The following is a 20,632-nucleotide window of genomic DNA, read 5'->3' on the forward strand; positions in this document are numbered from 1 at the left end:
TATGGACCGTTTTTTTATTATTAAACCTTATTATTGAACATATTGATATAAAGCTTTTAATATCGCTATTTTATTAGCATCACTTTCATGTTCATGGGCTAAGTTTTCAAGTTTAAGCATATATTCATCCATACTAAGCAGGCCTTTACCACCAGAGTGGATTTTATCTTGACAATATTGTTGCCATTTTACTTGTTCTTCACTTGTTAAAGTGTATGGATAATTTCGTGCGCGGAAGCGGAATAATAAAGTAGCTAAACGTTCGTCTTGAAAATGAAAAGGGTGAGTAGCAAGTTGCTCAGGCGATAACTGATGCAATATTTCCATTTGGGCTTTATCAGCATGAGAAAAGAAATTCCCCCCATATAAACTATATTCAGCATCTTGTTCTTCAAACTCATTATTATCAATAGCGTAAACATCAACTAATTTATCACGTATTTCAATGTGCTGTTTAAGTTTGGCTAAGTTTGATAAACATGTTTCTCGTGGAATCGCTAAGCGTTCAGCATTTTCAGGTAATAATGTTTTAGCCGGAGAAATAGCAGGGCACTTATTCGTATGAATAAGTTTAACTGGAATTGGCAATTCGTCAGGGGCTAGATCGTCTCTGCGGGTATACAAACGGGTTTTAATTTCAGCAGGGCTTAAATCAATTAAAGGCTGTGGATCTTGTGCTAAGTCAACAGCAATTACCGCATTCTTATTGGTTGGATGATACGAAATAGGGGCAAACCAACTTGTACAACCATGTTGTGATGAAATACGACTCGAAGTGTGAACAACGGGGGTCATGTTATAAACATCAAGTAATTCAGCAACTTGTTTTTTATTGCGTAAGTTAAATAGGTAATGATAAAGCTTAGGCTGCTTTTCTTTAATTAACTTCGCCATTGCAATAGTTGCATAGACATCACTCATGGCATCATGTGCTGCTTCATGATTAATGCCATTGGCTTTTGTCAGTAACTCTAGGCGAAAACTAACGACTTCTTCACCATCGCGTTCAATTGTGGGCCAATTAATACCCTCAGGGCGCAGAGCATAACAAGCTCTGACCATATCAATGATATCCCAACGACTATTACCATTTTGCCATTCTCGAGCATAAGGATCATAAAAATTACGATAAAACAAATAGCGTGAAACTTCATCATCAAAACGAATGCTGTTATATCCGGCAACACAAGTATTGGGAACGGTAAATAATTTTTGAATACGTGCAGCAAACTCAGCTTCTGTTAATCCTTCCTTTAATGCTTTTTGCGGTGTAATGCCAGTGATTAACGCTGCTTCGGGATTTGGCAGGTAATCTTGTGGAGGTTGGCAATAAAACATTTGTGGTTCGCCAATAATATTTAGATCATGATCCGTTCTTATACCTGCAAATTGAGAAGGCTTGTCATATTTTGGTGAAACACCCCATGTTTCATAATCGTGCCAAAGTATAGTTGGTTGTTTATTAACGTCCATTAGTATGCGATGCTCCACCCTAAGTCCATATTTTATCTTTTATATTAGTATGTTTTACTGAGTTTATTGCCAATAATGTCTACTGCTATTTTTGTTCAAATTGTATAGTATTCATCATTTAACGGTTGGCTTCGCTTAGAGATAAATCGTTTTATATTTAGGTAATAATCGTCATAAGCTACAGTTACCACAGAAAATGTATAAGCTATTACATTAGCATAAATGAAACCGACTAAGACGGGTTAGTCGTATAAATTATAGATAATGCAACAATTAGACTCGATTATCGCTTTAGATAGTGAGCTAATCAACAATGAATTAAAATAAGTCATTACCCAGATGTATGAGTCTCAATTCAATTTGAGGAAGTGGATTTACTTAACGACAATGTGCCTTGTGAAACTTTGGAGTTTAAATTACTAACACGCCTCATTTTCTTATAAATAATAAGTATTTCCAATCTATTTTTTAAATGAAAATTAACAATTTTTCATTTTTTAATTCGTATAGCATTAGCTATAGCTCGGCCTAAAATTCTTCCTTGGCTATCAGTTATCACACCTTGAGTGGAAAACATACGTTTTCCTGCATGATCTACGGTTGCCTCTATTGTTAACATTTCATCTAAAGTTGATGCTGCACGGATAAATTTTATAGATAGATCCGTCATTGTAATCCATTCATTTGGGGGGAGTGTACTTAAGGCGGCCGCCGCCATTGCTGAATCGACTAAAGATGCTGCAATACCTCCATGTAGGGAGCCAATATGATTAATATGGCGGGGTAAAAGTTTATAATGGTAGACTACTCTTCCTACTTCAATAGAGGCAATTGTACACGCTAAATTTTCAGCCATTCCATGTTGAGGTTTCTGCGATTCTAACTGTTTTAGCCTTTCTATCCCGTTGAGGTGCATTAACGTATCAGGATTTTCTTTTTTACTCATAATATCCTTTAATATTTTCTATATCGTTAGGAAAATTTGGTTGGAGTATATTGGATAGCGTTTATTTTTTCAGCAAAAAATATAATAAGCTGTTTAAAATTGATACTTTATTTAAAATTGTACCATTTTTCAACGTGAATCTTTTCTTATAACCCAATTATAAAACTTGCACATGTTGTGGCACTACCACCTACATTAAATGTAGCCATGTTAGTAATATTGTTAATTTGACATGAGCCAGCTTGGCCAGTAACTTGTTTAAAACAATCTAGCATCATGCGAATTCCTGTTGCTCCAACAGGATGGCCTAAACCAATTAGTCCCCCACTTGGGTTAATTGGAAAGTCACCACCTTTTGTTATTCTACCTTCTTCAATAGCTTGCCAACTTTTGCCAGGGGGAGTTAACCCCCAGTGATCTATCGCCATATATTCAGTAACTGTAAAACAATCGTGAGTTTCTAAGCCATCTATTTCTGATATGCTTTTCATATTAGCTCTATTCAATGCATCGTTTACCATTTGGTTAGCATGAGGGAATATAAGAGGTTGCTCTTTACTTATACGTAATTTCTCAGTAAATAATAAAGGAGCAGAACGGTGGCCCCAACCTTTAATGTATGGAATGTCATTAATAGATATCCCTTTCTTTTTTGCATATGCTGTTGCTATTTTTTTGTTAGCAAGAAAAATGCAAGCAGCACCATCTGTAATTTGGCCGCAATCCATTTTTCTTATTTTTCCTTCAATTACAGGGTTATATTCATTATTGTTTGTGTAATTTTTTTCATTAAATTTCCAGTTTTTTGATTGAGCAAATGGATTAACACTGGCATTGTCGTAATTTATTTTAGCAATGGTTTTTAAGCTATCGTAATTCATACCGTAGCGACGATCATATTCTATTGCTAATTGGTCAAACATATGAGGCCAAGGATATGTACATTCTTGTGCTTCGCGGCCATACCAAGTCGCGGCTCCAAGATATTCTGCACCTGTCTGACCAGGGACATTACGCATTAATTCTAAACCAATTACACACGCTAAGCCGTAGTTACCTGCATTAATATCAGTCATAGCTGCCAAAGCTGCCATGGAACCTGATGCACACGCAGCCTCATGTCGAGAAGTTGGTATATTATTAAGTTCAGGATAAACATGTCCGAAAAATCCACCAATCAAGCCCTGATTAGCAAAAAGTTCGCCAACAAAATTTCCCACATGTCCAACTTCTATTTGTTCTGGTTCAATGCCTACAGTGTTGACTGCTTCTGTTAATACTTCTTGAAACATATCATATAAACCCAGGTTTTCTCTTGCCCAATTACGTGAAAAATCGGTTTGTGCCCCACCTAGTATATAAACTCTATCTTGCTGTTGCATGTGGTATCCTATTATTAAATATTATTTGAGAATTATTCTTTTTCTTAACTTTGATCAAATCGATATATGTTTAATTAAATTGTTAATACGATCTGCTCCCCAAAATAACTCATTTTTATAGACAAAGGTTGGTGCACCGAATAGTTGTAAATCAGTTGCAACCTTGGTTTGTTCTTTTAGCATGTTTTTAGCTTCTTCATATGCTGGTGAATTAACTATTGATGAATAGTCAAGACCAGCTTCGTTAACAATTTTAGCTAATGATTTTGATTCACTCACATCAATATTCTGAGTGTAAGCAGCTTTAAAAACTTTTTTAGCGAATTGTTGTGCATCATGGTTATCTTTATTATTTATAAAATAAAATATACGCATAGCTTCAATAGCATTAAATGGAAATACTGTTGGTGTTTCATATTTAATACCTAACTCTTTTGCACACCTTTTAATATCGTGAAAAAGATATTTCATTTTAGCTGAATTACTATCGGGCATAACATGTTCGTGTTGCTTAAAAATTAAGCCTAAAAGTATAGGCCTCCATACAATGTTCTTACCGGTTTTCTTCTCTATAGTATTTATTTGTGATTGTGCTAAATACGAATAACTAGATGAAAAATCGAAATAAAAATAAATGTTTTTATCATCAATCATATTAACTACTCACTTTATCTCGTAATTGATAACGTAATACTTTGCCCATTGCATTTCGGGGCAGAGCATCAAATATTTCTAGTTTTTCCGGTAATTTGAATTTTGCTATTCCAGCTTTATTTAGATGTTCAATAACGTTCTCTAATGATGGTGGAGGGGTGTCGTTGTTTGGTACTAGACAAACACATATTTTTTCACCTAACCTTTCATCTGGATATGCACAAACTGCGACTTCTTTAATGTTATTCATAGACTCTAAAAGTAGATCTATTTCCACAGGGGATATCTTCATTCCACCGCGATTAATTACGTCTTTACAACGACCAATTATCTTGTAAAAAAACGCTTGTTCGCCACATATTTCTACGATATCACCAGTGCGAAAGTATCCGTCTTCTGTGAATGATTCTGGCTCGACAGGTGGCTGACCAATGCCTGAAAAATAATGATCAAAGATGGTAGGGCCAGCAATTAGTAATTCACCATGCTCTCCTGAATTATTGACTTCTTTTCCTGTTTCCAGGTCAATTACTTTAGTCTTAGTTGAGTCAAAAGCTCCACCACTCCATGGTGTTTTATCGCAACCTAAACGAGGGAACATTGATGCACGTTGATTTGCTTCAGGTGAAGTTTCTGCTGTTGCTAATAAACAAATTCCTTCATTTGAACCATAAAAATTAATAATTTCCACACCATATTTTTTTGAAAATACATCAACCATCCATGGAGCTAATGGAGCAGAGCCTGAGCCAATTCGACGAAGTGCACTAAAATCAAATTGATTCCACATATCTTCCGACTTAGCTAATTGATTTAATAGAGGCGGTGGGGCAATGGTAAAAGTGATTTTCTCTTCCTGTAATTGTTGTAGATAAACTTTTGGATCCAGAGGATGATGTAAAAATAATGAACTCGCTGTTAATATAGAAGGAAATAAAAATCCCCCGATTGCAGCCATATTTACTAAAGGGAATGGGTTCAATAAATTATCACCTCGTTGATAATCGCAGGCTTCGATTTCAACATGGGTTGTAGCTAGCCACATATTATGGGAGCGAGGAACCCCTTTGGGTTTTCCTGTGGTACCTGAAGTCCAACATATCGTAATAATATTATTGGCATCATTAATTTGGCTATCGTTTAGTTTTTGATATTTTCTTAAATTTGAACAATCTACATTGTCGCTAATTGACAGCTGCTTAGCTCCCTCTGGCACATTATGGCCAAAACTAAAAACATTTACATCAAGTGTTAAGGCTTCGGCAGCTAACTGATATTCTCTAAACGTACTTGTAGTTATAAATAGATTTGAATCAAGAATCTCACCTATAGCGGCAAGTTCATGGTGAGCAAATTGTATTGGAACAGGTGAAATTATAACGCCAATCTTACTCGCGGCATAATAGGTAACCACAAGTTCTGCTATATTAGGTAATTGAACTATAACAATATCATTTATTTTTACACCTTCATTGAGCAATTGTTGAGCAACAATATCTGATGCTTTATCTAAACCAACGTAATCAAGACGAATAGGTTCTACACCCATTAACTCTTGTCTATTGGGTTGATCAGCGACCGCAATTACATTTGGAGAAGTATCAACTGCTTTAGCTAATAAACCGTGTAAAGTATCTGACCCCCACCAGCCTTTAGATGTTAGATTTTCTATCCGTTCTTGACTTGATGTTTTCATAATATAATCTTCTTTTTATGTAATAAAGTTAATGTAAATAAGTGATTATGTTTCTAGGCATAATACTTTTTAGTTGTCATTTTTAGAAAAATGATTCTTATTTTTAATGATTTTTTAAAGTGAGCTCACCATATGCCCGCCATCTACGGGTAATGCAACACCATTGATGAATGAGCCTGCATCACTACAGAGAAGCATCAATGGGCCTGTTAATTCATCTAATTGGCCAATACGTTTTGCTGGTGTTTGTTCGATGTATGATTTTCCTTTTTCGCTTTTGAAATAGTCTTCATTCATTTCTGTTTTAAAATAACCAGGACATAACGCATTTACCCTAATTTGCTTACTTGCAAACTCTAAGGCCATTGCTTTAGTCATTTGAACAACACCAGCTTTCGATATCGCATAACAGCTATCACCAAATCCCACTCTTAAACCAAGAATTGAAGCAATATTAACGACGTTTCCTTTGATGTTGTATTCAAGCATTTGAGAGGTTACAGCTTTAGCCACCCGCCATGCCCCTGTTAGATTTGTATTTAATATATACTGCCAGTCATCTTCTGTTAGATTCACAAAACGTTTCGATTCTGCAACGCCCGCATTGTTAATCAAGCAATCAATAGGACCATAAATACGTAAAGCTGATGTCATCGCATGACTCACACTGTTTGGCTGTGTAACATCAAGTTCAATGGCAGTAGCTTGACCGCCATCATTATTTATAGCGTCAACTATGTTTTGTAATTTTTCAATTCTACGTGCACCAACAATGACTTTTGCCCCAGATTTAGCTAAAACTGTGGCGAAATGAGCCCCCAAACCACTGGATGCACCTGTAACTAAAACGACTTTATTTAACATCGAATCGCTATTAATACCTGAAGTATTTATTTTTGTTGAATCATTTTTATGCGTCATTAAGTTTGCTCCTAGATGCTCTATTCTATTAATTTTATTGCTAATTTAACGAGAGGCTTGATTTGTTCTGCCATTTGTTGAGCATTTTTATTTGATGAATTTCCAATCAAAGATCTCTTTTTTACGCCTTGTAAGATAGAGGCAAGACGGAAAAAACTGAATGCCAAGTAGAAATTCCAATGAGGGATATTGTCGATACCCATACGTTGACAATATTTTGCTACGTACTCTTCTTCTGTAGGTATACCAAGTTCAATTCTATTTATTCCTCCTAAACCAGATAATAGGCCCCCATGTTGCATTCTTAGTTGCATACACTGATAAGCTAAATCTGCAAAAGGGTGACCTAAGGTTGAAAGTTCCCAATCTACCAATGCAAGTACCTTTTCAGAGTCTTTTGCAAATAGCATATTATCAAGACGAAAGTCACCATGGCTAATGGTGACTCTACCATCATCTACAGGTAAGTTTTTAGGTAACCATGAGATTAATGCATCCATTTCAGGTATGGTCTCTGTTTCTGAGTCTCTATATTGTTTACTCCAACGGCTTACTTGTCGTTGAAAATAGTTACCTGGACGACCGTAATCACTTAAACCAACAGAATCAATATCGACACTATGTAATGCTGTTAAGACACGATTCATCTCATCATAAACAGCGTTTCTTTGTAAGTTGTTTAATTTGGGCAGTGTTGGATCCCAAAATATTCGAGCATCAACAAATTCCATAATATAAAACATACTGCCTATTACAGATTCATCTTCACATAAGTGGTAGGCTTTAGCGACAGGCACATTTGTTTTGTATAGCGCAGAAATTACTTTAAATTCTCGATCGACGGCATGAGCCGATTTTAATAAGTCTCCAGGTGGTTTTCGACGTAATACATATTTACCACTTGCTGCAGTTATCAGATAAGTAGGGTTTGACTGACCATCAGAAAACTTATTAGAAGTTAAAGGACCTTTAAACCCTAAAATTTGTTTTTCTAAATAATTAGCTAATGAAACGTCATCTAGCTTTAGATTTTGTTGTAATGTCATACAATTAACCTTGTTGAATTGATGAATATTTATCAATTATTTTTTTCCCAAGTGACATTTGATGTACTTGATCGGGCCCATCAGCTATACGGCAATAACGTGCGTAGTTAAATGCTTCCGCAAGGCAATAATCTTCAGTTAAACCGCCTGCACCATGAATCTGTATACATTTATCTATAACATTTTGAACTAAAGCTGGGATAGTTGTTTTTGTTGCGGTAATGTGGTTGATAGATTCCTTTATTCCATAGTTATCAATGCTATAACAAGTTTTTAATACTAATAAACGAGCCATTTCTATCTCTGAAAAGCTTTTGGAAATATCTTCCCTAACGGATTGGTGCTTACTTAATGGGCGGCCAAATGTAGCCCGCGTTGAAGCTCTTTGGCACGTTATTTCTAATGATCTTTGAGCTGCACCAACTAATCTCATACAATGGTGCATTCTCCCCGGGGCTAATCTACCTTGAGCTATTTCAAACCCTCTACCTTCACCCAATAAAACATTTTCTAGTGGTACTCTTACATTCTCAAATAATACTTCTGCATGACCTAATGGAGCATCGTCATATCCGAGTGTAGTTAATGAGCGCATTATTTTTAATCCAGGGGTATCTTTTGGAACAAGTATTTGTGTTTGTTGCTTATGACGATTCGGATTATTTGCATCTGATTTTCCCATCACAATAAATATTTTACAGTCTTCGTGTTGAGCGCCAGTTATAAACCATTTATGGCCATTAAGGACCCATTCATCAGCATCTTTTTCTATACTTAACTCAATATTGGTTGCATCACTTGAAGCAACGTTAGGTTCTGTCATTGCGTATGATGAATGGATCTCACCATTTAACAGAGGATTTAACCATTTTTCTTGTTGCTTTTTAGTGGCAAAATTCATGAATACTTCCATATTGCCAGTATCTGGAGCATTACAATTAAATACTTCTGAACACCATATTACTCGACCCATAATTTCAGCTAGTGGAGCATAATCTGTAAACGTCAATCCGCCATGTGGAGAATATGCCGAGTGTTCTTCAGGTATAAATAAATTCCAAAGGCCAGTATTTTTAGCTTTTTGCTTTAGTTCCTTGATTAAAGGCGTAGTGGCAAAAGGGTTTTTAGCTGCATTTAATTGAGCCTTGTAAATAGTCTCATTTGGATAAATATATTCATCCATAAACTGAAGTAATTTATTTTGTAATTTTTGAGACTTTTCACTGAATTCGAACATATTTTTGCCTTAATAATTAAGATAATAAGACTATAACTAGAAAATTAAATCATTCAAATTTATTTTGTTTATAGTACTATATTGATTAAATCAATATTTATGAAAGGTAAAAATATATGAGATTAAACCGTGTAGATCTGAATTTATTTATTATTTTTGAAGCTATATACCGTGAAAAAAACATTTCTAAAGTAGCCGCTTTATTGAACTTAACTCAACCGGCAGTTAGCAATGCTCTAAGTCGTTTACGCCAAACATTTAATGACAAACTTTTTATTCGATCACCTAAAGGAATGATACCAACGCCTATTGCAGATAATATTATCGCTGATGTAAGAAAAGCTTTAACTTTACTAGGAGACAGTGTTGGCTCAAGCACGGAATTTGAGGCTATATCATCGAATAAAACGTTTAAATTAGGTATGAATGATTTAACTGAATCATTAACACTACCTAGTTTGATGAAAATTATTCAATGCGAAGCTCCTAATACTTTTTTAACTTGTTATTACCTTGATCGAAAAAAAGCGACTCAAGACTTAAAGTCAGGAGCGCTTGATTTGTTAATTGATGCTGCAAGTTATAATGTTGAAGAATTGCACCAATTGTCACTAGGTAAGCTCACATATGTTTTAGCTATGCGATCAAATCATCCATTAGTATCTAAGCAAATAACTTTTGAAGATTACTTAAGGGCTGAACATCTTCATGTATCGAGCCGTCGAGGTGGAAAAGGTCAAATGGACATTGCCTTACAAGCACTTGGATATTTACGTAATATAAAAATGAGAGTTCAAAACTATCAAGTCGCAGCACAAATCATTCATGGAACCGATTTAGTTTGGACGGTCCCTAAAATTTTTGCGGAAGCTAAAGGTCTAACATTTTTCGAATTGCCATTTAAGGTAGAGCCCATGCCTTGGAATTTATATTGGCATCGAAGTGCTACTGAAGATCCTGCTAATATTTGGATGAGAGAGAAAATCAAAAATGTTATAAATGATATCTTTATTTCAAATTATTAGCATTTAATTATATAAAATTTAAATAACTTAAACTGTTTCTTATATTTGTATCTCTACTACTAAGTTATATTCTAGTATTCAACTCAGTAGCTTGCCTAATAATACCTATGCTTTTCTATGCTTTTCTATGATTTTTGTTGTAAGTTTAATTATTTAAAAAGCTAAAGCAAATAAGCTTGCATAACCATACCTATATGTGTAATCATATTTTCTAGCCTAATTAGGTAATAGTAATTCCTAAAACTTTGGGGGAACAGGAGAATAATATGTCATATATCTATGATGCGGTGCGAACACCGCGTGGGAAAGGAAAGGAAGGTGGTGCTTTAGCTACTATGAAGCCAGATGAATTGATTTCGAGTCTTGTTGAAGCTTTAAAGAAACGTAATAACATTAATTTAAACCCAGAGGCGTTGATTTTAGGTGTTGTGGGGCAAGTAGGGGCACAAGGCGGCAATATTGCTTTAGTTTCTAAATTTCGCTCAGAACTACCCGATTCAACAGCTGCTTTTACTATTAATAACCTTTGCGTATCTGGTTTAACTGCTATTTCTCAAGCGGCAGGCATGATTGCTTCAGGTCAAGCAAAATCAGTATTAGCTGGTGGTGTTGAAATGATGTCAAGAGTCCCATTTATGGAAGATAAAGCTGATTTTTACACAGATACAACATTTCCTTTACGTAGTCGATATTTACTTGTAGCGCTTGCTGCAGATCGTTTAGCCGAAAATAAAGGTATTTCCCGAGAAGAATTAGATCAGTTAGCCCTCAAATCGCAACAACTTACTCAAGCCGCTGAAGGCACAAAATTATTAGCATCTCGTATTTCAGTAAATGGTCTTGACCATGAAGAATGTCTTCGTGTGGGCACTGAGGAGTCACTAGCTGCGCTTGAACCAGCTTTTGCTGGAGCTGCTAAATATTATAGTGAAATTCTCGGCCGAGATATTGATCATCGTCATACTATTGCACACGCTCCAGGTATGTCTGATGGGGCTGGGTTGGCACTAATTGGTACTAAAGATGCCTTTAATTATGAACCTAGAGCTCGAATTATTGCTTCTGTAGAAGTAGGAGGTGATCCTACAGAATCACTAACTGCAAGTTTTGCCGCAATGGAGCGTGTTTTTGAGCTGTCAGGATTATCACTAGATGATATGGATCGTATTGAATTTATGGAAGCATTTGCAGTAAGCATTGCTTTATTTATGAAAAATTACGATGTATCCCCTGAGAAAGTTAATGTTGCAGGGGGACATTTGGCAAAGGGACACCCGTTAGGGGCTTCAGGAGCCATTTTATTATCTACATTGTTAGATACTTTGGATGTAGCAAAGGGCCGATATGGTTTAGTAGTTTCCGCTGGAGCTTCGGGAACTGGTAGTGCAATGATCGTTGAACGAATAGGATAAAATATGATTATAGATAATAAACATACAGCTCTTATTGTTAAACACAAGTCTACACTTGAGGAAGCAATTGATGCAGTAAAAACACGTAAAAATTGGAGCCCATATAAAGATTCCCCATCAACAAAAATCCATGGGCCGGAAAAACCTGTTGCGGGTAAATCAGCATTTGAAGCTCATTTAAACAAACCATTTAATATGGATTTGCCAGGTATCATTGAATGGGTAGGTGAAGAGATTTCTCCCTTTACTCAAAAACCTATAGGTATTACTTATCCATTATGTGACCCTGAAAGTATTGTTTTTTCGGCTAAAAAAAATATGAAAGAGTGGGCTAAAGCTTCACCTGAATTAAGGACCTCACTTTGTTTAGAAATAGCTGATCGTATGTATGAAAGAAATTTTGAAATGGCGCATTCAGTGATGCATGTCACTGGACAAAGTTATACACAGGCATTTAGCGGATCAGGGCCTAATGCACTTGATAGGGGTATCGAAGCTCTCGCTTATGCCGCTATTGCAATGGATAATGTTACCCCAGAAGCTCAATATCAAAGAAGTTTTGGTCGAGAGCAAGTTAATTTAGAAAAGACATATACACTGGTGCCTCGTGGCGTTGCTTTAGTTATTTGTTGTGCATCTTTTCCTACCTGGAATGCTTATCCAGCTATTTTTGCAAGTTTATCTACGGGTAACTCTGTTGTAATTAAGCCCCATCCGATTGCAATTTTACCAATGGCTATTGTAGTTGATACTTGTAGAACAATATTAACTGAGTACGGCTTCGATCCAAATCTTGTCACATTATCTGTTGATACTTTAGCTGAACCTATTGCTGGGAAATACATTGAACACCCTGACGTACAGATTATTGATTTTACAGGTAGTCCACGATATGGGAGTTATCTAGAAAGCACTATTACGAAAAAATTACTATATACAGAAACTGCTGGTGTTAATAGTGTAGTTGTTGAGTCTGTGGATAATTTAACTGATTCCATGCGTGCTATAGCACGGGCCACATGTCTGTTTTCTGCTCAAATGTGTACAAGTCCTCAAGTGGTTTATGTACCCAAAGAGGGAATTAATACTGCGGAGGGGCACGTAAGTTTTGATGAGGTTGCCGAAACTATTGTAAGTGAAATAGACGCTATTGCTGAAGATCCTAAAATAGCTTCAGGAGTTATGGGGGCAATTCAAGGTAAAGTAAGTTTAGATGTTGTTGCAGCTGCGACTGATATGGCAATATGTGAAGGTTTATCTATTTTAAGAAAATCATCTCCTTACAAGCATCCTGACTTTCCTAATGCACGAACACTTACACCTTTAGTTATCGCTGTAAACCATGAGCATAAAGAAATGTATTCAGAGGAACGATTTGGCCCTGTGTTGTTTATTGTTGCTGCTGAAAGTGGTGATTCCGCAGCTGAGGATGCGACAGAGTTGGCAAAAACCAAGGGTACCATTTCATGTTATATGTACTCAACGAATGAATATTTTATTGAACGATGGGTCGATGTTTATGCTCAAGTTGGCGCTAATTTAACCATTAATCTCACAGGTGCTATGTGGATAAATTTCGCAGCAGCTTATAGTGATTATCATGTTACAGGATTAAATCCAGCAGGTAATGCGTGCTTAGCTGATTTATCTTTTGTCGCATCGCGGTTTCGTATTGCACAACGACGTCGACCGATTAAGGAGTCCTAACTATGAGCAACAATGTATATATAGTGGGCGCATCAATGACACCTTTTGGTAAGAGATTGAACGATACTGTCAAAACTCTTACTACACAATCTGTTAACTCTGCATTGAAAGATGCAAGAATAGAAAAAGAAGCGGTGCAAGCTGCATGGTTTTCTAATACTAGACAACAGATGTTAGAAGGACAAAATACAATACGAGGTCAAATTGCATTAAAAGCTGCCGGCATTGAAGGTATTCCTATAATAAATGTTGAAAATGCTTGTGCATCGGGTTCTACCGCAGTACATCAAGCTATGACCGCAATAAAAGCAGGAATGGTCGATATTGCTTTAGTTGTTGGTTCAGAAAAAATGGTCTACAAAGACCGACCTGAAAAAGTTGCAGCAGCTTTTGCTGGTGGTACTGACATTCATGATCAAGAAAGTGTACTTGATTATATTGTGTCTATTGGTGGTGAAAAACCTGGCCCTAATCGAAGTTTATTCATGGATTTATATGCGGCACAAGCACGAGTTCATATGGACCGTTTTGGTACCACCCAAGAAGATTTTGCTCGAATTGCAGCCAATACCCATACTCATGGGCAACATAATCCTAACGCTCAATATAGAACCCCATTTAATGTAGAAGAAGTGCTTGCTGATAAATTGATCGTTTCTCCCTTTACTCGTGCAATGTGTGCTCCTGTAAGTGACGGTTCTGCCTCTTTAATACTTTGTAGTGAAAATGCGCTTAAACGTATTGGAAAATCCAGAGCAGTTCGAATTTGTTCGATAGCATTGTTGAGCACGATTACCCGAGATAAGTTTGATTTTCAAAACCATATTAGTCGAAGAGCTGCATCAGTAGCTTACGAAGAATCTGGTATTAATTCGACAGATATTGATGTAGTAGAAGTTCATGATGCCACTGCATTTTCCACAATAGTACAAATTGAAAACTTAGGGTTATGTAAACAAGGCGAAGTAGGCGAAAGTCTACGAAATGGAGATTTTAGAATTGGTGGTCGCTCGCCTGTTAACCCTTCAGGTGGACTACTTTCTAAAGGACATCCAGTAGGAGCAACTGGTATTGCACAGATGTATGAGTTAACAACGCAGCTAAGAGGCGAAGCTGGAACAAGGCAAGTTGATGGTGCTCGTATTGGAATAGCAGAAAACGGCGGTGGATTTTTAGGAGTAGAAGAAGGGGTGACTACGGTTGCAATATTAGAAAAAGTTTAATCATAAAAATAAAATTATAAAAATGAGATAGGGGATTTTAGATGATTATCGATCATAAGATATTATTTGTTAGCGTTATATTTTCGCTGATAATAGGGACATATAGCGCAACTGCAATTTCAGAGGGATATTCAAAAAACAATGTAAATGTAGGAGATCATTGTAATCACATTTCAGCGCCTAACAATGTTACATTTGAGGAGACTCCGTCCTGGCAGGATACAAAAGAATTACCTCGTTATTGCAAAGTAAAAGGCTTAATTGATAAACGTATCCGATTTGAAATGCGTTTACCAAAGGATTGGAATGGTCGTTTTATGATGGCTGGATGTGGAGGCTTTTGTGGGGGCCTTTTACCTGATAAACCTGGTTATTCAAACACCATCAATGAAGCTCTAAAGCGTGGCTATGCTGCTATTAGTCATGACTCTGGCCACCAAGCTAAAAGTTGGGAAACGGAATGGGCATATCAAGATCCAGAAGCTTTTGAACTTTGGGCACATAAGGTGTTACCAGTAGTAAGTAAAGTCGGTAATACACTCGTTAAATCTATGTATAAAAAACAAGCCAATTATAAATATTTTTCTGGTTGTTCTAATGGTGGAAGACTAGGTTTAATTGCAGCTCAGCGATATCCTGATTTATTTGATGGTATTGCTGCTGGCGGTGCTATTTTAGACCTTCGCAGTACCGCCGGCTTATGGGGAAACTGGATGATAAGTCAAACAGGAGCAGAGGAAACTCCAATTCTCCCAAAAAATAAAGTGGTCTTGATAAAAAAAGAAGTTATGGCCAAGTGTGATGCTATTGATGGTTTGAAAGACGGTATAATAGATGATCCTCGACAATGTAATGTGAATTTCAGTCAATTTCAATGTGGTCCTGATGAGAATCCAGAAACTTGCTTAACAAAAGTGCAATCTGAAATGTTAAATTCATTGTATGACGGTGTACGTGATGATTCTGGTGAAATAGTTTCCCCATCACTTAGTTTAGGGTCTGAACACTACTCTGATATTTGGCTTTTTGGTACTAGTAAAATGCCAGGTTGGGGGGTACGTGCATCTCAAGGTTATCGACAGTTATTATCAAATGACCTTTTCGGTAAAGAAACTCCATACTCAATTAGTACTAATACAATGCTTGATTGGATAAAACGTTCATCAATCCCTGCGTTGAGTGATGCTTTAGATACCAACTTATCAGGATTAAAAAATTCCAATGCAAAATTAATGATATATCAAGGTTGGTCTGATCCATTAGTTATCCCAACCCCAGTAATTAACTACTATGATAAGGCTGTTGAACACGCTGGAGGCTTGGAAAAGTTAAAAGAAAATGCACGTTTATTTATGTTACCTGGTTGGGGGCATTGTTGGGAACGCCCATCTGAGGCACCTGATCAATTTGACCCTTTAAAAATTTTGGAACGTTGGGTTGAAAAAAACGAATCACCTGAGTCTTTTGTTGCTGAACAACATGATGACGAAGGTAATGTAATCCGTTCAAGACCTATATGTGCTTATCCTCAAGTTGCTGAATATAAAAGTGGAGAAGATCCCGATAAAGCTGAAAGTTACATGTGTAAGTGAAATAACCAAATATTCAATTATTAAGCATAAATTCAGTGAATTAGAGTTTTATTTATCGTAATCGGCTTAACGCTAAATTCTTTACGAGATATTTTTAAAGATAAATAGAAATTAACAAAAGGCATATAATTATGAAAGAAATTAATCCATTAAAACTAAGATTACCCGTATTTTGCGCACCAATGTTTTTAGTATCCGGCCCTGAGCTTGTCATTGCTGCATGCAAATCTGGAATTTCTGGATCTTTTCCTGCGACTAATGCTCGAACAATTGAAGAACTTGAGCAATGGATGCAACAAATATCATCATCATTAGCACCAGATGATGCGCCATGGATTATGAATTTAATCACTCATTCTACGTATACAAGGTTAGAGGAGGATTTAAAACTTGTCGCTAAATATAAACCAGCTGTTGTTATAACAGCACTAGGATCGCCTAAACCGGTTATGGAAACAGTTAAAGCGTATGGTGGGTTAGTATTTGCTGATGTTGTTGATCTTAAACTTGCTAAAAAAGCAGCTGAAGCAGGTGTTGACGGCCTAGCGTGTATTAGTTCAGGTGCAGGAGGTCATACAGGTCAACTTTCGCCATTTGCATTTATTTCTGCGGTACGCGAATTCTTTGATGGCTATATTGCTGTTGGTGGTGGTATTTCAGATGGAGCGGCTGTTGCGGGGGCTATAGCCGCAGGTGCTGATTATATCTACATGGGCACACGTTTTTTACCTGCAAAAGAAAGTATGGCTGAACAAGAATATAAAGAAATGGTTGTAGCATCTAATTCTGAAGACTTGCTTATCTCAGATGCAATAACCGGTACAAAAGCTTCATGGTTGAAGCCGAGTTTAATAAAGGCTGGATTAGATCCTGAGAATTTAAATAAATCAGGCGACAGAAATTATTCAAGCACTTCTAGTAATAAACGATGGAAGGATATTTGGGCTGCGGGACAAGGTTTAGGACGAAGTAAAAAAATTGAATCCGTAGCCAATATCGTCGATGAGTTAGAACAGGAATACTTTACAGCGATAGATCGCTTTAAAAAGGTGACGACTAAATGATTTACGTTTCTTAAAAAAACTAGGTGATGATGTATGAATAAAATTCTAGAGGGTATTCGTGTTTTAGATTTTGGGCGATACATTGCGGGCCCTTTTTGCGCAACGCTTCTTGCTGATTTAGGAGCAGATGTTATTCGTATAGAAAAGCCTACAGGAGGCGAAGATCGTTATACCGTCCCCATTAATGATGAAGGCGAAGGTGCTTATTATATGCAATTGGGGCGTAACAAGAGAGGTATAACACTCAACCCTGCTAGTGATGAAGGCAAAAAAGTTGTTAGGCGCCTTGTAGAAACTGCTGACGTTGTCATTGCAAACCTACCATTTCCTGCACTTAAAAAACTAGGATTGGATTATGAAACGTTAGTGAGTATTAAACCTGACATTATTCTTACTACTGGATCAGCATTTGGCTCAACAGGTCCTTATTCTACTAAAGGAGGCTTTGATACAGTTGCCCAAGCCATGTCAGGTGCTATGTATTTAAGTGGAACGCCAGGTGAACCAGCAAAATCTTTTGTTCCATATAGTGATTTTGGTACAGCTTCACTTAGTGCATTCGGCACTCTAGCTGCAATCTTACATCGAAACAAAACGGGCGAAGGTCAGATTGTGGAAGGATCGTTATTAGGAACAGCTATGACATTTAATAATGCTGCACTTATTGAAGAATCAGTATTAAGTTTAGGACGTGAAGGTACTGCAACAATGGGTCAATACAATGCCCCTACAGATACATATAAAACAAAAAATGGGTTTGTAACTGTTCAAGTCGTTGGTGGAGGAATATTTAAGCGTTGGGCTAAATTGTTAGGAGAGCCTGAATGGTTAAATGACGAACGATTTAGTTCGGATCAATTGAGGGGTGATAATGGTCAAATTATTGGAAAAAGAATGTCTCAATGGTGTGAAGAAAAAACTAACGAAGAAGTACTAATTGAGTTAGCTCAAGCAGGCATTCCTTGTGGGGAAATGTTGAGTCCAAAAGAGCTGTTAAATAATGAACATGTAATAAAAGCTGGAGTGTTTAAATTTGTAGAATATCCGGGGCTTGAGAAATCTACCCCCATAGTTGAACATCCTGTTCGATATTCTAAGACTTGTGTTTCAGATTTTAAACGTGCGCCTACATTAGGCGAACATACTGAGGAAGTATTGAAAGAATTAGGATTTGAGGACGAAAAAATTTTAGATCTTAGAAACCAAGGCGTGATTTAACAAGTTGGTAAATTTTAATTTACCATTATCGGTTATTCGACTATTAATGCGATTTAAGGCTAATAGAAAATAATGAATATATTTAAATAATACAACAAATAATAAAAGGGGGTATCAGTATTAAAATTTAAAATATAGAAATAATTTAAAGTTCAAAATTTAGGTTTTATATATAGTACGTCAATAAAAATCAATAAAATAAAGGTATTGTTATGAAATCTATGTTGTTTTCACATATCAAGAGTATATAGGAAATATTGTGATTTTTTCAAATGAAAAACAAATAGAAAAATTTACTACATTAGGTCATTGGGGGGGCGATACAATTCACCAAATTTTGGCAACTAATTCGTGTAATAAGCCTACAAGTTTAGCGCTTAAAGATCAGCCTAACAGGTTTGAACTTACTGGAGATAATCCGATTTCTCTGAATTGGATAGAATTGGAACAAGCGAGTGAAAATTTAGCTATACAATTACAAAAGGAAGGTGTAAGTGTTGGTGATAAAGTCATTATTCAACTTCCCAATATTGTTGAATTAGTAATAAGTTATTTTGCTTTAAGTAAAATAGGAGCGATTGCCTCACCTATACCTGTTCAATATGGAAAGCAAGAATTGCAATATATCTCTAAGACTCTTGGAGGAAAAGTTATATTAACTATTGCTCATTTTAAAAATATAGAATTAGCAGACCAGATTAAGAATGCATTACCTACTATTAAAGTTTTGGTTTTTGGTGATGATTTATGCCTCGATTCTACAAGTCATCAAAAGTTAGAGTTTACGCCAGAAAGTAATGCGAACAGAGTCTTAACAATTTGTTGGACTTCAGGAACTACCGGCACTCCTAAGGGAGTACCGAGAACCCATAATATGTGGTTGGCAACGGCTAAAGCTTCAGCTGAATCTTCTAAATTACATGTAGACGATAACGTACTTTGTCCATTTCCTATCGTAAACATGGCAGCCTTAGGTGGGATCCTCATTCCTGCATTATTACATGGTTGTAGCTTAACTCTCCATCATCCATTAGATGCAAAGTTATTATTAAAGCAAATACAAGATGACGGTATTACATTTACGGTTGCACCGCCTGCTTTGCTTAATCAACTCGCTAAATCAAAGGATATGTGGAATCTATATGATTTAAGTAGTCTTCGCCGTATAGGTTCTGGTTCTGCACCTTTATCTCCTTGGATGATTGAAATATTTGATACCGACTTTAGTATTGATGTCGTAAACATGTATGGTTCTAATGAAGGAATCGTTTTATATTCAACACCAGAAAATACCCCAAGCTCTACGGTTAGAGCTACTGATTTCCCACGACCCAATAACGGTATATTTTTTGAAACGAAAGTTGCTGATCCATTAACGGGAAAAGAGTTTACTTCATCAGGGGAAAAAGGGGAGTTATTGGTTAAAGGAGCAACTATTTTCGAAGGATATTTTGAAAATAGTGAAGAAGTATTCACCAAAGATGGTTTTTTTAAAACAGGTGATTTAGTTGAAATATGTGGTGATGATGGAAACTATTATCGAATTGTAGGTCGATGTAAAGATATTATTAACCGAGGAGGGATTAAAATTTCGCCTGTGGAAATTGATATTTTTCTTGAAGGCTTTGATGGGGCTATTGAAGCAGCTGTTTGTGCTTATCCTGATGAAATATTATCAGAAAAAATATGTGCTTGCCTTGTTTTATCTGAGGGGAACGAACCTCCAAGTCTCTCTAAATTGCAAAGTTGGTTGTTAACTAAAGGACTTTCAAAATTTAAGTTACCAGAAAGAATTGAAATATTTAATCAATTACCACGTAATCCTATTGGAAAGGTTCAACGTTTCAAATTAGCTGAAGATGTATTATCTAGAGCTTCGTTAACATCAAAGTAAACATATTTTATTTAATTAGCAGATAATGTTTTTAATCAACAGAGTGGCAAATTATTTAATTCAGTTTGTTACTCTCATTTTACTATTACTTCCAATCTAAATATTAACTTACCTATCAGTAAATCATAGCTAATTAATCTTT

At 36.2% G+C, this 20,632-nt stretch carries 16 protein-coding genes; 8 read left to right on the forward strand and 8 right to left on the reverse strand.

What is annotated here, in order from left to right; all coding sequences use genetic code 11:
* Positions 1–30 precede the first annotated feature (30 nt).
* From sbcB to IE155_RS10245, 8 genes are all read right to left on the reverse strand, one after another.
* The gene (sbcB, locus tag IE155_RS10210; RefSeq protein ID WP_189378157.1) at positions 31–1,473 is read right to left on the reverse strand and encodes an exodeoxyribonuclease I; all 1,443 of its coding nucleotides are present in this window, start codon (positions 1,471–1,473) and stop codon (positions 31–33) included.
* Positions 1,474–1,963: 490 nt separating this feature from the next.
* A complete protein-coding gene (locus IE155_RS10215) occupies positions 1,964–2,419 on the reverse strand; it encodes a PaaI family thioesterase (RefSeq protein WP_189378158.1) in 456 nt (151 codons plus the stop codon).
* A gap of 146 nt (positions 2,420–2,565) precedes the next feature.
* Positions 2,566–3,801 carry an acetyl-CoA acetyltransferase gene (locus IE155_RS10220; RefSeq protein ID WP_189378159.1) on the reverse strand — a complete coding sequence of 412 codons (1,236 nt, stop codon included), beginning with the start codon at positions 3,799–3,801 and terminating at the stop codon, positions 2,566–2,568.
* A gap of 54 nt (positions 3,802–3,855) precedes the next feature.
* Positions 3,856–4,455, reverse strand: a complete 600-nt coding sequence (locus IE155_RS10225; RefSeq protein WP_189378160.1) for a 2-hydroxychromene-2-carboxylate isomerase — start codon at positions 4,453–4,455, stop codon at positions 3,856–3,858.
* A gap of 1 nt (position 4,456) precedes the next feature.
* On the reverse strand, positions 4,457–6,151 hold the full coding sequence (locus tag IE155_RS10230) for a class I adenylate-forming enzyme family protein (protein WP_189378161.1): 1,695 nt from the start codon (positions 6,149–6,151) through the stop codon (positions 4,457–4,459).
* A 114-nt stretch (positions 6,152–6,265) separates the two neighbouring features.
* A complete protein-coding gene (locus IE155_RS10235; protein WP_189378162.1) occupies positions 6,266–7,072 on the reverse strand; it encodes an SDR family NAD(P)-dependent oxidoreductase in 807 nt (268 codons plus the stop codon).
* A gap of 20 nt (positions 7,073–7,092) precedes the next feature.
* Complete coding sequence (locus IE155_RS10240) at positions 7,093–8,118, reverse strand: phosphotransferase (protein WP_189378163.1); 1,026 nt, start codon at positions 8,116–8,118, stop codon at positions 7,093–7,095.
* 4 nt (positions 8,119–8,122) lie between these two features.
* Positions 8,123–9,355: an acyl-CoA dehydrogenase family protein gene (locus IE155_RS10245; protein WP_189378164.1), complete on the reverse strand. Its 1,233-nt coding sequence runs from the start codon at positions 9,353–9,355 to the stop codon at positions 8,123–8,125.
* 116 nt (positions 9,356–9,471) lie between these two features.
* Between IE155_RS10245 and IE155_RS10250 the strand changes: the two genes are divergently transcribed.
* The 8 genes from IE155_RS10250 to IE155_RS10285 all read left to right on the forward strand — a co-directional run bounded on the left by IE155_RS10250 (position 9,472) and on the right by IE155_RS10285 (position 20,490).
* Positions 9,472–10,380 (forward strand): LysR family transcriptional regulator, encoded by a 909-nt coding sequence (locus IE155_RS10250; protein ID WP_189378165.1) that lies wholly within the window; start codon positions 9,472–9,474, stop codon positions 10,378–10,380.
* A 266-nt stretch (positions 10,381–10,646) separates the two neighbouring features.
* On the forward strand, positions 10,647–11,792 hold the full coding sequence (locus tag IE155_RS10255) for an acetyl-CoA C-acyltransferase (protein WP_189378166.1): 1,146 nt from the start codon (positions 10,647–10,649) through the stop codon (positions 11,790–11,792).
* A gap of 3 nt (positions 11,793–11,795) precedes the next feature.
* A complete protein-coding gene (gene paaN / locus IE155_RS10260) occupies positions 11,796–13,499 on the forward strand; it encodes a phenylacetic acid degradation protein PaaN (RefSeq protein WP_189378167.1) in 1,704 nt (567 codons plus the stop codon).
* Positions 13,500–13,501: 2 nt separating this feature from the next.
* Positions 13,502–14,722, forward strand: coding sequence for a thiolase family protein (locus IE155_RS10265; protein WP_189378168.1), 1,221 nt, complete (start codon positions 13,502–13,504; stop codon positions 14,720–14,722).
* A 41-nt stretch (positions 14,723–14,763) separates the two neighbouring features.
* Complete coding sequence (locus IE155_RS10270; RefSeq protein ID WP_189378169.1) at positions 14,764–16,314, forward strand: tannase/feruloyl esterase family alpha/beta hydrolase; 1,551 nt, start codon at positions 14,764–14,766, stop codon at positions 16,312–16,314.
* Between the two features lie 131 nt (positions 16,315–16,445).
* Entirely contained in the window at positions 16,446–17,378 is a 933-nt protein-coding gene (locus tag IE155_RS10275) for an NAD(P)H-dependent flavin oxidoreductase (protein WP_229817210.1), read from the forward strand.
* 33 nt (positions 17,379–17,411) lie between these two features.
* Positions 17,412–18,596, forward strand: a complete 1,185-nt coding sequence (locus IE155_RS10280; protein WP_189378170.1) for a CaiB/BaiF CoA transferase family protein — start codon at positions 17,412–17,414, stop codon at positions 18,594–18,596.
* Positions 18,597–18,855: 259 nt separating this feature from the next.
* Positions 18,856–20,490, forward strand: coding sequence for a class I adenylate-forming enzyme family protein (locus IE155_RS10285; protein ID WP_189378171.1), 1,635 nt, complete (start codon positions 18,856–18,858; stop codon positions 20,488–20,490).
* Positions 20,491–20,632 lie beyond the last annotated feature (142 nt).

It is taken from the genome of Thalassotalea profundi, assembly GCF_014653195.1.
GTDB classification, from domain to species: domain Bacteria; phylum Pseudomonadota; class Gammaproteobacteria; order Enterobacterales; family Alteromonadaceae; genus Thalassotalea_B; species Thalassotalea_B profundi.

Bases quoted from the DNA above. Each gene is read 5' to 3' on its own strand.
- IE155_RS10230 (WP_189378161.1), bottom strand. From the start codon at position 6,151: ATGAAAACATCAAGTCAAGAACGGATAGAAAATCTAACATCTAAAGGC.
- IE155_RS10240 (WP_189378163.1), bottom strand. From the start codon at position 8,118: ATGACATTACAACAAAATCTAAAGCTAGATGACGTTTCATTAGCTAAT.
- IE155_RS10220 (WP_189378159.1), bottom strand. From the start codon at position 3,801: ATGCAACAGCAAGATAGAGTTTATATACTAGGTGGGGCACAAACCGAT.
- IE155_RS10270 (WP_189378169.1), top strand. From the start codon at position 14,764: ATGATTATCGATCATAAGATATTATTTGTTAGCGTTATATTTTCGCTG.
- IE155_RS10245 (WP_189378164.1), bottom strand. From the start codon at position 9,355: ATGTTCGAATTCAGTGAAAAGTCTCAAAAATTACAAAATAAATTACTT.
- paaN (WP_189378167.1), top strand. From the start codon at position 11,796: ATGATTATAGATAATAAACATACAGCTCTTATTGTTAAACACAAGTCT.
- IE155_RS10235 (WP_189378162.1), bottom strand. From the start codon at position 7,072: ATGACGCATAAAAATGATTCAACAAAAATAAATACTTCAGGTATTAAT.
- IE155_RS10275 (WP_229817210.1), top strand. From the start codon at position 16,446: ATGAAAGAAATTAATCCATTAAAACTAAGATTACCCGTATTTTGCGCA.
- IE155_RS10255 (WP_189378166.1), top strand. From the start codon at position 10,647: ATGTCATATATCTATGATGCGGTGCGAACACCGCGTGGGAAAGGAAAG.
- IE155_RS10265 (WP_189378168.1), top strand. From the start codon at position 13,502: ATGAGCAACAATGTATATATAGTGGGCGCATCAATGACACCTTTTGGT.
- IE155_RS10250 (WP_189378165.1), top strand. From the start codon at position 9,472: ATGAGATTAAACCGTGTAGATCTGAATTTATTTATTATTTTTGAAGCT.
- IE155_RS10280 (WP_189378170.1), top strand. From the start codon at position 17,412: ATGAATAAAATTCTAGAGGGTATTCGTGTTTTAGATTTTGGGCGATAC.
- sbcB (WP_189378157.1), bottom strand. From the start codon at position 1,473: ATGGACGTTAATAAACAACCAACTATACTTTGGCACGATTATGAAACA.
- IE155_RS10225 (WP_189378160.1), bottom strand. From the start codon at position 4,455: ATGATTGATGATAAAAACATTTATTTTTATTTCGATTTTTCATCTAGT.
- IE155_RS10215 (WP_189378158.1), bottom strand. From the start codon at position 2,419: ATGAGTAAAAAAGAAAATCCTGATACGTTAATGCACCTCAACGGGATA.